We start from the raw sequence: 13,866 nt of genomic DNA, 5'->3' as shown, positions 1-13,866 counted from the left end.
AACCTTGCTGTGGCCGGTTTGCGATTCGATGTCCGTTCGATGCTAGCAGCCTCTCGGGGGGAAACGACATAACTATGTATTGCACGGTATGCGGCCGGAGGTGATTGAATGACAACATTTCTGGTCGAGGCAGCCTGTGTGCGCCTAGACTTCGCCGGTCTTCTGTTCAGGAACAACCCGTGACCTCGATCTTCTGGTACGACTACGAAACCACTGGCATCAACCCCCGTTGCGACCGTCCGTTGCAAGTGGCGGGGATTCGCACCGACTTTGATCTCAATGAAATAGACGAGCCGGTCAATCTCTACTGCCAGCCCAGTGACGACATCCTGCCGCATCCGGCAGCCTGCGCGATCACCGGTATCACGCCTGGCCTTCTGGCCGAGCAAGGTTTGAGCGAAGCCGATTTCATGACACGGGTTCATGCCCAGCTCGCCCTGCCCGGCACTTGTGGGGCGGGGTACAACACGCTGCGTTTCGACGACGAGATGACCCGTTACAGCCTGTATCGAAACTTTTTCGACCCCTACGCACGGGAGTGGCAGGGCGGCAACAGCCGCTGGGACCTGATCGACATCGTACGCGCGGCTTATGCGTTGCGTCCCGATGGCTTCGTCTGGCCTACGGATGACGAAGGGCGGGTGACGCTCAAGCTCGAACGCCTGACCGCCGCCAACGGCATCGATCACGGGAATGCCCACGAGGCACTGTCGGATGTTCGCGCGACCATCGCCCTGGCGCGTCTGATTCGTGAAAAACAGCCGAAGTTGTATGACTGGCTGTTTCAGTTGCGCAGCAAACAAAAGGCGATGGACCAGATTCGGCTGTTGCAGCCGATGGTGCACATTTCCGGACGCTTTTCGGCAGCCCGCCATTATGTCGGCGTGGTACTGCCACTGGCCTGGCATCCACGCAATCGCAACGCGTTGATTGTCTGTGATCTGCACCTGGACCCTCAGGGGCTGCTCGATCTGGATGCCGAAACCTTGCGTCAGCGGCTTTATACCCGCCGTGACGATCTGGCCGAAGGCGAACTGCCGGTACCGCTCAAGCTCATCCATATCAATAAATGCCCGGTGGTGGCGCCGTTGTCGGTACTTCGTCCCGAAGATCAGCAACGTTTGGGGCTGGACATGGCGCTCTATCAGGAACGGGCGCTGCGGCTAAGTGCCGCACAACAACTTTGGCAAGATAAAGTCTCGGGAATTTATGCCCGCGAGGATTTCGCCGCGAGCCTGGACCCCGAGCAACAGTTATACGACGGTTTTATCGGCGATCGGGATCGGCGTCTATGTGAGCAAGTCAGAGCCGCCGACCCTGCGCAATTAGCACAAGAGCAGTGGCCTTTCGATGATGAACGTTTGCCCGAATTATTGTTTCGTTATCGCGCACGCAACTTTCCCGATACGTTGAGCCTGGAAGAGCAAGAACGCTGGCGAATATTTTGTCAGCAGCGTTTGTCCGTGCCGGAGTGGGGCGCTCCCAATACGCTGGAAAGTTTTCTGACAGCTGCCGCCCAATTGACGATTAGTCCTACATCGTTTCAGCAAGAGGTTCTGGATGAATGGCAGATTCATGTCCAGGCATTACGCAAGCGTTTGAATATTTGAAAACGAAAATGACTTGCGATTGAATTCCGGGCATAAAAAAACGCCAGCATTTGCTGGCGTTCTTTTGGTCGCGGATCAGTCTGCGACGTGCTTGCGGCTTAGCCCAGCAGGGTCGCCCAGCCTTCAACCACATCACCGCCCCACTTGGCTTTCCACTCTTTCAGAGTTTTGTGGTTGCCACCTTTGGTTTCGATGACTTCGCCGTTGTGCGGGTTTTTGTATTGTTTAACTTTGCGAGCACGCTTGGTGCCAGTAGTTTTTACTGCGCCGCCACGTGGAGCCTTGGTTTTGGACTCTGGATCCAATAGGGCAATGATGTCACGCAGGGATTTGGAGTATTCGCCCATCAGGGTGCGCAATTTGCCTTCGAATTCCAGCTCGGTTTGCAGTTTGTCGTCTTGGGACAGGTTCTTCAAACGCGCTTGCAGCTCTTTGATAGCTTCTTCGGTGGCGCGATATTCGTTGATCAAGGACATGAGGACTACCTTATGTTGGCGCTGGATGACAGGGTGACAGTGCGACAATAATAGTCAGGGTGTTTCATCAAGTAAACATTTAACCGAAGTTTTACTTAAATTAGTTACGGTGAATAGGACACTCATTGGAGAGGCAGTTAAATAGCGTCACAAATATTCACAGTTAACCTCTTGAAGGCTGGCTACAAGAGCACCATGCACTGGCGTATGGCACCGCCGGAACCTGTGCCGATGACCGCAATCCGCAGCCGCGCGTCATCAATACTGCAGTTTTGCTGCGCAATCGCTAGAATGGCGGCCTTTGCGAAGTTCTGGAGTTTCCCCCTCATGCGCACTTTTCGGCTGGTGATTGCTTGCCCGGACCGCGTCGGTATCGTTGCTAAAGTCAGTAACTTTCTGGCGTCACATAACGGCTGGATCACTGAAGCGAGCCATCACTCGGACAATCTCAGTGGCTGGTTCTTCATGCGTCACGAAATTCGTGCCGATTCGCTGCCTTTCGGTATCGAAGCCTTTCGCGAAGCGTTTGCACCGATTGCCCAAGAGTTCTCGATGGACTGGCGCATCACCGACACCGAGCAGAAGAAGCGCGTGGTGTTGATGGCCAGCCGTGAGTCCCATTGCCTGGCTGACTTGTTGCACCGCTGGCACAGCGACGAACTGGACTGCGAAATCGCCTGCGTGATTTCCAACCATGACGATTTGCGCAGCATGGTCGAGTGGCACGGTATTCCTTACTACCATGTACCGGTCAACCCGCAGGACAAGGAACCAGCCTTCGCCGAAGTCTCGCGCCTGGTCAAACAGCACGACGCCGAAGTGGTGGTACTTGCCCGTTACATGCAGATTCTGCCGCCCGACTTGTGCAGCGAATATGCCCACAAAGTCATCAATATTCACCATAGCTTCCTGCCGTCGTTCGTCGGCGCCAAGCCGTATCATCAGGCTTCGATGCGCGGTGTGAAGTTGATTGGTGCCACTTGCCACTATGTCACCGAAGAGCTGGACGCCGGTCCGATCATCGAACAAGACGTGGTGCGTGTCAGCCACAGCGACAGTATTGAAGACATGGTGCGCTTCGGTCGTGACGTCGAGAAAATGGTGCTGGCCCGTGGTCTGCGTTATCACCTGGAAGACCGGGTGTTGGTGCACGGCAACAAAACCGTCGTGTTTTGACAACCATACGGTTGAAATCCGAAGGGTCTGGGCGTTCAATCGCTTCAGGCCCTTCGCCGTTTCTGCACCGAGGACATGACCATGGCCGATCCGCTGGACAAAGCCGTTTCCAAGGCGCCCGCCACATTGGGCGAGGGGTGTTTGAGCCGTTACGATCCGGATGACCTGAGCCCCGAAGACGGCACGGAGTTTCCCGGCGCCGCCGAGTTGTGGGAGCAGTTGCGGGATGATTCCGACGATACCGCCGAAGGCGTCTGAAAAGATCCTGTGGTGATCTTTCAAGCTTGCTTGAACTTCATCAACTTCTTCAGCAATGGCCGCCCGAGCATCAGCAGAAACACCGGGCCACCGACCACCAGATAGAAGTAATAAGTCACTGTCCGCCAGATCAGAATCGCCGCCGCCGCGGTGGATTTCCCCACCATCGGCGCTAGCAGCGCCGCCGATGTCAGTTCCGCCGCCCCGGCACCGCCCGGCAACAGACTGAATTGCCCCGCACTCAATGACAGCATCTGGATCAGAAAGCACCAGGCCCATTGCAAGTCCACGCCCAGCCCGCGTAACGCCAGATACAGCACGCTATACCGCAAGACCCAATGCAAGCAGGTCAGGGCAAACACCGTGATCAATGTTTGAAAGGGTAACTTCAGTGTGTCGGTGAACGCCGCCAGGAAGTGCAGGAGCTTTCGCGCCCAACGAAGCCGGGTCGCTTCCTTGACATTGAAACGGGCGAGCAACCGACCACTCAGGCGAATCAGCGAACGGTGGCAGCGAGCCATCAATACACAGCTGAACAGCCCGCCGAACAACGAGATGGCGCTGACGGTCAGCATCCATTCCAGGCGCTGGCTGAGGTGCTGGAACAGTGCATAAATCAGAATCGCGCTCAGCGCGCAGAGAAAAAACAGCAGGTCGCTCAACTGATCCATGGCGAACACGGCGCTGCCCCTGGCCGGCCGCACGCCGTGGCGCGCCAACAGGGCCATGATGGTCAGCGGGCCGCCACTGCCGCCGGGGGTGGCGCAGTAGGCGAACTCGGCGGACATCACCACCCCGAGGCTTTTCAGGCGGCTCACCTTGTCACTCTGATCGCCCAGCAACAGGCGCAAGCGCAGGGTGTTGATCACCCAGCACAGCAGGATCATGCCGAACATGATCAGCAGCCATTCCAGCGGAAAGCTTTGCAGCCGCGACCATGTCTCGCCGCCGCCCAGCAACGACGGGATGAGCACCGCAGCGAGCAGCGCGATGACCAGCAGAATCCCCCGGCTCATGCTGCGCGACCGACGGGGTCGCGTTGCAGTTTCAACCAACCGGCCTTGGTCATCGGCACACGGCCCTCGTCGAGCAAGCGCTTGAGCGTTTGCAGCCAATACTGACGCGAGAACTCATGGCGCATGTCCACCGGGTGCAGGCCGAGACGAATCACCGGCGCCTGGCGCCAGCGCTGTTCGCGCTGATCGCTGATGATTTTCGACAGGCCACGGCGCCAGGCGCTGCGTGCGCTCCAGACCAGGCCTGGGGCATCGATCGCAGTGAAATCCGGCAGACGATACAGGTGCTGCGAATCGCTGGTGTAGCGCAGCGGTAACTGGCGCAATGCCTGGCGGGTGCCTTCGCTCATCAGCCAGGCAGGGGCGACGAAGCCTTCGAGCGGCCAGTTGTAGCGATGGAATACCTCGATTCCGGCGCGCAGGCGGGCGAGAGCGGCGTCTAGAGGCAGGTCATAGAACTCGCCTTCATGGGTATAGATCCGGCGCATGAACCAGTCTCGGGGAGTGGTGGGAATCGGTCCTTCATCGCAATGGTAGTAACCGTGCAGTACCAGTTCGTCGCCGCGAGCGACGCGACGGCTCAGCAAACGTCGAAACTCCGGATGTGCGTCAAGGTCGTCATGTTTGTGGAAGTTCGGCACCACCAGCCAGGTCATCGGCACTGTACCCAGTGCGTCGACGGCTTCGACGAAGGCCTGGTAATCGGGCCAGGTCTGCGGTGCAACGTCGTGTAGCACCAATAACAGACTGGGTGTGTTCATGGGCTCAGCCATTGGCGATCAGCGGCCATTGCGTGCCGAGTACGGCGTGATAGTGCCCCAGCAGGCTGTGGACCACAGTGTCCCAGGCGTAATGTTGCTCGACATGCCGTCGGGCCTGTTTGCCCAACGCGGCGCTGCCTTGGCTGAACAGCTCGCGAACGGTGTTGGCCATCGCCACTGGATTGTTCGGTGCGCAGAGCAAGCCACATTGATCGGTGACAATCTCCTGGAAAGCCCCGGCCGCCACGGCCACCACGGGAATGCCACTGGCCATGGCTTCGAGAACCACCAGGCCAAAGGTTTCCTGATCGCCGGCATGCACCAGCGCGTCGGCGCTGGCCATCAGGCGCGCGACTTGCGCTGCCGGGCAGAATTCATCGAGGACGGTGACATTGCGCGGCACCAGGGTCGGCATCGACGAGCCCACCAGCAGCAAGTGGTAGCGACGACCCAGGCGTTTCATGCAGTTGAGCAGCACCGGCAGGTTTTTTTCCTTGGAGCCACGGCCGGCGAAGATCAGCAGGTGAGTGTTTTCATCGATGCCCAATTCGGCCCGCAGGTCTGGATCCCGTACAGCGGGGTTGAACGTTTGCAGGTCGACGCCCAAAGGTTGTACGAAAACGTTCCGCACCCCCAGCCCGATCAGTTTGTCGGCCATGACCTGGCTCGGCGCCAGAACCCGGTCGAAGTTGCTGTAGAGCTTACTGACATAAGCCTCGACATTGGGTGTAACCCAGTTGCCCATGCGATTGCTGACCAGCATCGGCAGATCGGAGTGATAAAAACCGATCACCGGCACATCGAGTTGCCGCTTGGCGTCCAAAGCGGCCCAGGCAGTCAGGTAAGGGTCGCCGACTTCAATCAGATCGGGCTGTAAATCTCGCAGAACATTGCGCCACGGCCCGAGACGGAGGGGGAATCGATAACCCTTGCCGAAGGGCAGGGCGGGGGCCGGAACCGTATAGACACCATCCTGTTCACTCAAATGCGCCCCTGGGATCAGCAGGCTATGGCAAATGCCGGGTTTGATGCCCAAGCGACGGTGTTTGGCGTCCAGATAAGTGCGCACGCCACCGCTGGCAGGGGCGTAGAACATGGTTATGTCAGCGATATGCACGATGAACATCCCTCCGGGTTCGATGTGCTCCCTTTGGTTGACCTATATGAAGGATAGATGTTCGGTTGGGTTTTGCGGCGAAGCCGAGGGCTTTGGACCGTTGTGTGGCGAGGGCGCTTGCTCCCGCTCGGCTGCCAAGCAGTCGTAAAATCAGCTGGTGTGTTCAATCTGACACACCTTCAATCCCGATTTTGGGGGCGCTTCGCGACCCAGCGGGAGCAAGCTCCCTCGCCACGATGTCTGTGATCAGACGCTAGATACGGAAACTGCCTACCAATTGCTTCAATCGAGAAGCCTGTTGCTCAAGGTCCGAGCACGCCCGCAGGGTCGATTGCAGGTTTTCCACGCCTTCCTGGTTCAGCGTGTTGATTTCGGTGATGTCCACGTTGATCGACTCCACCACTGCCGTTTGTTCCTCGGTCGCCGTAGCCACCGACTGGTTCATGCCGTCGATTTCGCCGATGCGCAACGTCACGCTGTTCAGGCGCTCGCCAGCCAGGTTGGCGATTTCCACGCTGTCCTGGCTGTGGCGCTGGCTGTCGCTCATGGTGCTGACGGATTCGCGGGCGCCGACTTGCAGCTCCTCGATCATGGTCTGCACCTGTTGCGCCGATTCCTGTGTGCGGTGCGCCAGGTTGCGCACCTCGTCGGCCACCACGGCAAAACCGCGCCCGGCTTCACCGGCCCGCGCCGCTTCGATGGCGGCGTTGAGCGCCAGCAGGTTGGTTTGCTGGGAAATGCTGGTGATCACTTCGAGAATCTGCCCGATGTTCACGGTTTTGCTGTTCAGCGATTCGATGTTGGTGCTCGAAGCGCTGAGCATGCTCGACAGCTGATTCATCGCGGCAATGCTGCGATCCACCACTTGCTGGCCGTCTTCGGCCAGGCTGCGGGCATCGCTGGCCTGATTCGATGCCTGGGCGGCGTTACGGGCGATTTCCTGAGCAGCAGCGCCGAGCTGGTTGATGGCCGCGGCGACGCTGCTGGTGCGCGAAGCTTGCTGGTCGGAATTGAACATCGACGAGTTCGAGGCCGCCACCACCCGCAAGGCCACTTCGTTGACCTGGCCGGTGGCCGAGGACACTTCGCGGATCGATGTATGAATTCGCTCCACGAAACGATTGAACGCCGTGCCAAGGATGCCGAATTCGTCCTGATTCTGGATGGTCAGGCGTTTGGTCAGGTCGCCTTCACCGTCGGCGATGTCTTCCATGGCGCGGGTCATCACGTGCAGCGGCTGGATCAGCAGGCGGATCAGCATGCCCAGCAAACCAATGATGATGGCCACGGCAATCAGGGTCGCGATGATCGCCGAGGTGCGGAATTCGCTGAGCATGGAGAAGGCTTTGTCCTTGTCCACCGACAGGCCGATGTACCAGTTGACCGAGGACAGTCCCTTGATCGGGGTGAAGGTCACGATGCGGGTTTTGCCGTCAACTTCGATCTCGCTCGGCTTACTACCGATGACGGGCGTGTCTTGTGGGTAGACGTCCTTGAGGTTTTTCATCGCCAGCGTTTTGTCCGGGTGAACCAGGATCTTGCCGTCGGCGCTGACCAGGAACGCATAGCCCATGCCGTCGAAGTCCAGCGCGTTGAGGGTGTCGGTGATCGCTTGCAGGCTCAGGTCGCCACCGACCACGCCGATGTTCTGACCGTCCTTGAGAACGCTGTCGACGATGGAAATCACCAACTGGCCAGACGCCAGGTCGATGTAAGGTTCGGTCAAGGCAGAAGCGCTGGTGCTCTGCGCGCTCTTATACCAGGGGCGGGCGCGAGGGTCATAGCCGTCGGGCATCTTACTGTCCGGGCGGATAATGAAGGTGCCATCCTTGTTGCCCAGGTAGGCACCCATGAAGGTCGATGTGACAGCCTTCTGTTCCAGCAGTTTGGCGACGTTGTCGGTCTCGGCGTTCAGGGCAACGGTCTGTGACAGGTTTTCGATCAACAGGCTACGACCCGCCAGCCAGGTCTGAATATTCTTGGCGGTGACGTTACCCATTTCTTGCAGGTAGTTGTCCAGGTCGCGGCGTATCGCATTGCGCTGCAAATAGTCGTTGTACAGTGTGAACGAAGCGAATGCGGCGATAACGATCAGGGCGGCGGCAAGCAGTATTTTATGGCTGAAGCGCAGGTTTTTGTTCATGGCTTGGGGGTCCGCTAGGTCTTAATGTCCAGGGCGTGCTTTTATAAAGGCGCGCAGAATGGGCAGTGATGAAAGTAAGCTGATAGTTCCGTCTCTCCTTAGGGAATTACCGACGCTGTTTCCAGTCTGGTCTCTCGGTTGTTATCGGCCATGAAGGATCAAAGATTAACCATGGGTGACAAAATGCCTGACTCATCGCAACTCGTTATCGGCGCTGACCTCGCTGGCCAGCCAATCGCCCAGGCCATGCGCCTGGCGAACCGTCACGGTTTGGTAGCGGGTGCTACCGGGACCGGTAAAACCGTTACGTTGCAGCGCCTGGCCGAAGCGTTCAGCGATGCAGGCGTGGCGGTGTTCGCGGCGGACATCAAAGGCGACTTGTGCGGCCTGGGCGCCGCCGGTAACCCCCAAGGCAAGGTCGCGGAGCGGATCGCCGGCATGCCCTGGCTGAACCATAAGCCTCAGGCGTATCCGGTAACCCTGTGGGATATTCACGGTCAGTCCGGTCATCCATTGCGCACCACCTTGAGCGAAATGGGGCCGTTGCTGCTCGGCAGCCTGCTGGAGCTGACCGACAGTCAGCAGTCGGCTCTTTATGCCGCGTTCAAGGTGGCCGACCGCGAAGGGCTGTTGCTGCTGGATTTGAAAGATTTGAAGGCGCTGCTCAATCACCTGCGTGATAACCCCGTATTACTGGGCGATGACGCGGCGCTGATGACCACCGGCTCCAGCCAGGCACTGTTGCGCCGTTTGGCGACGCTGGAACAGCAGGGCGCCGAAGCGTTGTTCGGTGAACCGGCACTGCAACTGGAAGATATTTTGCAGCCGGCGATGGACGGTCGCGGGCGCATCCATTTGCTCGACGCCAGCCGTCTGGTGCACGAAGCGCCGAAGGTCTACGCGACGTTCCTGCTGTGGTTGCTGGCTGAATTGTTCGAGCAACTGCCGGAGCGCGGCGATGCCGATAAACCGCTGCTGGCGCTGTTTTTCGACGAGGCGCACTTGTTGTTCGCCGGTACGCCCAAGGCGTTGCAGGATCGTCTGGAGCAAGTGGTGCGGCTGATCCGTTCGAAAGGCGTGGGCGTGTATTTCGTCACCCAATCGCCGGGGGACTTGCCGGATGATGTGCTGGCTCAGTTGGGCTTGCGTGTCCAGCATGGCTTGCGCGCGTTCACCGCCAAAGAGCAGAAATCCCTGCGTGCAGTGGCCGAGGGCTTCCGGCCGAACCCGGCATTTGATGCCTTGTCGGTGTTGACAGAGCTGGGCATCGGCGAGGCGTTGGTCGGCACCTTGCAGGACAAGGGCACGCCGGAGATGGTCCAGCGTGTACTGGTCGCACCGCCGCAATCGCGGATTGGGCCGCTGACCGAGACTGAGCGCACGGTGCTGATTGCCGGTTCGCCGTTTAAAGGGCGATATGACAAGCCGATCGATCGCGAATCGGCCTATGAAGTGCTGATGGGGCGCAAGGGATTGGCGCCGGAGCCTGAAACCGTGCCGGGCAAACCTGCCCCCGAAGAGCCGAGTTTCACCGAACAGGCCGGGGAATTCCTCGGTACGGCGGCAGGACAGGCGCTTAAATCGGCGATGCGACAGGCGGCCAATCAATTGGGCCGACAACTGGTACGCGGGTTGATGGGGTCATTGCTTGGGGGCAGCAAACGTCGCTAGCGAGTGTACGCAGTCAAAATGTGGGAGCGGCGGTGCGGCGCTCCCACATTAAGTCCGAGTCAGGATTTAGGTTTTGCGTGCGCCGCAAGGCGCTCCAGCGCCGCCCTTAGATTCGGGTCGGTAATCCCGTCAGCCGTCGCCTGAATGGTCGCCGCGGCATCCGTCGACAAATCCATGGTATGCCCAGCCGCTCCTTGCTGAACGGTCGGTGGCTGCACCTTGAACAGGATCCGCGTCAGGCTGGCGAACTCGTCGAACAGCTGTAACTGGCGTTGCAGACGCTTTTGTTGATAACGCAGGCGGGTGGCCCAGTGACCGTCGGTGACAATCAGCAATAAACTGCCTTCGCGCCACGACGCCACATGGCAATGCTCGCGGGCGGCCGGTTGCAGCTGGCTTTCCACCAGACGTTGCAAATGACCCAGGCGTTGAGCGTGGCCAAAGATGGCTTTCAGCGGTTTGGCTTCGCGAAGCAGAACGGCGGGTGCTCTGGCCGTGAGAGGGCGAAATGCCATGATCGAACACCTGAAGTAACAGAACGGCCATGGTAACAGAAAGCACCCGCTGGTCCCGACCCATTGCTTTACGAGCGCTTTACCCATTAAATCAACGAGTAACTTGTACCCTCAATGGGTTGAAGTTCAGCAAAAAGCCCATATTTTAAGTGAGCCCCGTCACAGCGCAGTGCATGCATCGTGGAATAACGCCACTTTCCTCACCATCGTTTCCGGGTAGAATGCTCGTTCGCATGCGGCCATGAGGGCTGCACGGGCGACTCACGGGGCCGCCCTCCATCCCTTTAGTGTGGAAGATCCTGCCGATATGTTTGCGCCTTTGTTAAAGAAACTTTTTGGAAGCAAGAACGAGCGTGAAGTCAAACGCATGCTCAAGACGGTGCAGCTCGTCAATGCCTTCGAAGAGCAAATGGTGGCCCTTTCGGACGATCAATTGCGTGCCAAGACCAACGAGTTCAAGGCCCGCCTCGCCAAAGGGGAAACCCTCGACAAGCTGCTGCCAGAAGCCTTTGCGGTCGCCCGCGAAGCCGGTAAGCGCGTCATGGGTATGCGCCATTTCGATGTCCAGCTGATCGGCGGCATGACCTTGCATGAAGGCATGATCGCGGAAATGCGTACCGGTGAAGGCAAGACCCTGGTGGCAACACTGGGCGTTTACCTCAACGCGCTGTCCGGCAAGGGCGTGCACGTTGTGACGGTGAACGACTACCTGGCCCGTCGTGACGCCAACTGGATGCGTCCGCTCTACGAATTCCTCGGCATGACGGTCGGCGTGGTCACGCCATTCCAGCCGCCGGAAGAGAAGCGCGCCGCTTACGCCGCCGACATCACCTACGGCACCAACAACGAATTCGGTTTCGACTACCTGCGCGACAACATGGCGTTCAGCATGGAAGAAAAATTCCAGCGCGAACTCAATTTTGCCGTGATCGACGAAGTCGACTCCATCCTCATCGACGAAGCCCGTACCCCGCTGATCATCTCCGGTCAGGCCGAGGACAGCTCCAAGCTGTACATCGAGATCAACAAACTGATCCCGCAGCTTGAATTGCACATCGAGGAAGTCGAAGGGGAAGTCACCAAGGCCGGCCATTACACCATCGACGAGAAGACCCGTCAGGTCGAACTCAACGAAGCCGGTCACCAGTTCATCGAAGAAATGCTCACCCGCGTCGGCCTGCTGGCTGAAGGCGAGAGCCTGTATTCGGCGCATAACCTGGGCTTGCTGACTCACGTCTATGCCGGCCTGCGTGCGCACAAACTGTTCCACCGCAATGTCGAGTACATCGTGCAGGACGGTCAGGTTGTGCTGGTCGACGAACACACCGGCCGTACCATGCCGGGTCGCCGTTTGTCCGAAGGTCTGCACCAGGCCATCGAAGCCAAGGAAAACCTGAACATCCAGGCCGAGAGCCAGACCCTGGCGTCGACCACGTTCCAGAACTACTTCCGTCTATACAACAAGCTGTCCGGCATGACCGGTACCGCGGACACCGAAGCGTTCGAATTCCATCAGATCTATGGCCTGCAGGTCATGGTCATCCCGCCGAACAAGCCGTTGGCGCGTAAAGACTACAACGACCTGGTGTTCCTGACCGCCGAAGAGAAATACGCGGCGATCATCGGCGACATCAAGGAGTGCATGGCTCAGGGCCGTCCGGTACTGGTGGGTACCGCCACCATCGAAACGTCCGAGCACATGTCCGGCCTGCTTCAGAAGGAAGGCATCGAACACAAGGTTCTGAACGCCAAGTTCCACGAAAAAGAAGCCGAAATCATCGCTCAGGCCGGTCGTCCGGGCGCACTGACCATCGCCACCAACATGGCCGGTCGTGGTACCGACATCCTGTTGGGCGGCAACTGGGAAGTGGAAGTGGCTTCGCTGGAAGACCCGACCCCTGAGCAGATTGCCCAGATCAAGGCCGACTGGCAGAAACGTCACCAGCAAGTGCTGGAGTCGGGCGGCTTGCAGGTGATCGCTTCCGAGCGTCACGAATCGCGTCGTATCGACAACCAGTTGCGCGGTCGTGCCGGTCGTCAGGGCGACGCCGGTTCCAGCCGTTTCTACCTGTCGCTGGAAGACAGCCTGATGCGCATCTTCGCCTCTGACCGGGTGAAGAACTTCATGAAGGCGCTGGGCATGCAGTCCGGTGAAGCGATCGAGCACCGCATGGTGACCAACGCCATCGAGAAGGCTCAGCGCAAGGTTGAAGGTCGCAACTTCGACATCCGTAAGCAGCTGCTTGAGTTCGACGACGTCAACAACGAACAACGTAAAGTGATCTATCACATGCGTAACAGTTTGTTGGCCGCCGACAACATTGGCGAAACCATTGCCGATTTCCGTCAGGACGTGCTCAACGCAACCGTCAGCGCACACATTCCGCCACAATCGCTGCCTGAGCAGTGGGACGTGTCCGGTCTGGAAGCGGCGTTGCAGAGCGACTTCGGTGTGGCGCTGCCGATCCAGCAATGGCTCGACGAAGACGACCACCTGTACGAAGAAACCCTGCGCGAGAAGCTGCTCAACGAACTGATCGCCGCGTACAACGAGAAAGAAGACCAGGCCGGTGCCGAAGCACTGCGCTCCTTCGAGAAGCAAATCGTACTGCGCGTGCTCGACGACCTGTGGAAAGACCACCTGTCGACCATGGATCACCTGCGTCACGGCATTCACTTGCGTGGTTATGCGCAGAAGAACCCGAAGCAAGAGTACAAGCGCGAGTCCTTCACCTTGTTCTCCGAGCTGCTGGATTCGATCAAGCGCGACTCGATTCGTGTGCTGTCGCACGTTCAGGTGCGCCGCGAAGATCCGGAAGCCGAAGAGCAACGTCTGCGTCAGGAAGCCGAGGCGCTGGCTGCGCGCATGCAGTTCCAGCACGACGAAGCGCCTGGCCTGGAGCAACCGGAAGTGTTGGGTGAAGAGATCGATGTAGCTCTCGCCACCGCACCGGTACGCAACGAGCAGAAGCTGGGCCGCAACGAGCTGTGCTACTGCGGCTCGGGCAAGAAGTACAAGCATTGCCACGGGCAGATCCAGTAAACCCCGTTTCAAACGCTGAAATACCCGCGCCGCGACCGGCTTCTGCCGTCGCGGCGTTTTGCCATTTAAACCACCGTCCA

Annotated in this window: 11 protein-coding genes; 5 read left to right on the top strand and 6 right to left on the bottom strand. The window is 58.8% G+C overall.

Going from position 1 to position 13,866, the window contains the following annotated elements:
• The first annotated feature begins 179 nt into the window (after positions 1–179).
• Positions 180–1,610 carry an exodeoxyribonuclease I gene (gene sbcB, locus PSH69_RS23710; protein ID WP_305412865.1) on the top strand — a complete coding sequence of 477 codons (1,431 nt, stop codon included), beginning with the start codon at positions 180–182 and terminating at the stop codon, positions 1,608–1,610.
• A gap of 98 nt (positions 1,611–1,708) precedes the next feature.
• Here the strand turns inward: sbcB and mvaT are convergent, their stop codons facing one another.
• Positions 1,709–2,086, bottom strand: coding sequence for a histone-like nucleoid-structuring protein MvaT (mvaT, locus tag PSH69_RS23705; protein WP_007933316.1), 378 nt, complete (start codon positions 2,084–2,086; stop codon positions 1,709–1,711).
• 327 nt (positions 2,087–2,413) lie between these two features.
• Between mvaT and purU the strand changes: the two genes are divergently transcribed.
• Positions 2,414–3,262, top strand: coding sequence for a formyltetrahydrofolate deformylase (gene purU / locus PSH69_RS23700; protein WP_305409997.1), 849 nt, complete (start codon positions 2,414–2,416; stop codon positions 3,260–3,262).
• A gap of 81 nt (positions 3,263–3,343) precedes the next feature.
• Positions 3,344–3,520, top strand: a complete 177-nt coding sequence (locus tag PSH69_RS23695) for a hypothetical protein (protein WP_305409996.1) — start codon at positions 3,344–3,346, stop codon at positions 3,518–3,520.
• Positions 3,521–3,540: 20 nt separating this feature from the next.
• On the opposite strand, the gene PSH69_RS23690 is transcribed toward PSH69_RS23695, so the two are convergent.
• From PSH69_RS23690 to PSH69_RS23675, 4 genes are all read right to left on the bottom strand, one after another.
• Positions 3,541–4,536: a lysylphosphatidylglycerol synthase transmembrane domain-containing protein gene (locus PSH69_RS23690; protein ID WP_305409995.1), complete on the bottom strand. Its 996-nt coding sequence runs from the start codon at positions 4,534–4,536 to the stop codon at positions 3,541–3,543.
• Positions 4,533–5,309, bottom strand: coding sequence for a polysaccharide deacetylase family protein (locus tag PSH69_RS23685; RefSeq protein WP_305409994.1), 777 nt, complete (start codon positions 5,307–5,309; stop codon positions 4,533–4,535). Before PSH69_RS23685 ends, PSH69_RS23690 begins: the two co-directional genes overlap by 4 nt.
• Entirely contained in the window at positions 5,302–6,423 is a 1,122-nt protein-coding gene (locus tag PSH69_RS23680) for a glycosyltransferase family 1 protein (RefSeq protein WP_305409993.1), read from the bottom strand. Before PSH69_RS23680 ends, PSH69_RS23685 begins: the two co-directional genes overlap by 8 nt.
• 244 nt (positions 6,424–6,667) lie before the next feature.
• On the bottom strand, positions 6,668–8,557 hold the full coding sequence (locus PSH69_RS23675; RefSeq protein ID WP_305409992.1) for a methyl-accepting chemotaxis protein: 1,890 nt from the start codon (positions 8,555–8,557) through the stop codon (positions 6,668–6,670).
• Positions 8,558–8,740: 183 nt separating this feature from the next.
• On the opposite strand from PSH69_RS23675, the gene PSH69_RS23670 reads away from it, so the two are divergent.
• Positions 8,741–10,228 carry a helicase HerA-like domain-containing protein gene (locus PSH69_RS23670; protein WP_305412864.1) on the top strand — a complete coding sequence of 496 codons (1,488 nt, stop codon included), beginning with the start codon at positions 8,741–8,743 and terminating at the stop codon, positions 10,226–10,228.
• A 59-nt stretch (positions 10,229–10,287) separates the two neighbouring features.
• Here the strand turns inward: PSH69_RS23670 and PSH69_RS23665 are convergent, their stop codons facing one another.
• Positions 10,288–10,743 carry a DUF721 domain-containing protein gene (locus PSH69_RS23665; RefSeq protein WP_018926518.1) on the bottom strand — a complete coding sequence of 152 codons (456 nt, stop codon included), beginning with the start codon at positions 10,741–10,743 and terminating at the stop codon, positions 10,288–10,290.
• A 307-nt stretch (positions 10,744–11,050) separates the two neighbouring features.
• Between PSH69_RS23665 and secA the strand changes: the two genes are divergently transcribed.
• Positions 11,051–13,786 (top strand): preprotein translocase subunit SecA, encoded by a 2,736-nt coding sequence (secA, locus tag PSH69_RS23660; RefSeq protein WP_018926517.1) that lies wholly within the window; start codon positions 11,051–11,053, stop codon positions 13,784–13,786.
• The last annotated feature ends 80 nt before the right edge of the window (positions 13,787–13,866 follow it).

This window comes from Pseudomonas sp. FP1740, assembly GCF_030687165.1.
Taxonomy (GTDB): domain Bacteria; phylum Pseudomonadota; class Gammaproteobacteria; order Pseudomonadales; family Pseudomonadaceae; genus Aquipseudomonas.
Note: the sequence above shows the minus strand (reverse complement) of the source record. Positions and strands in the feature narration are given on the sequence as shown.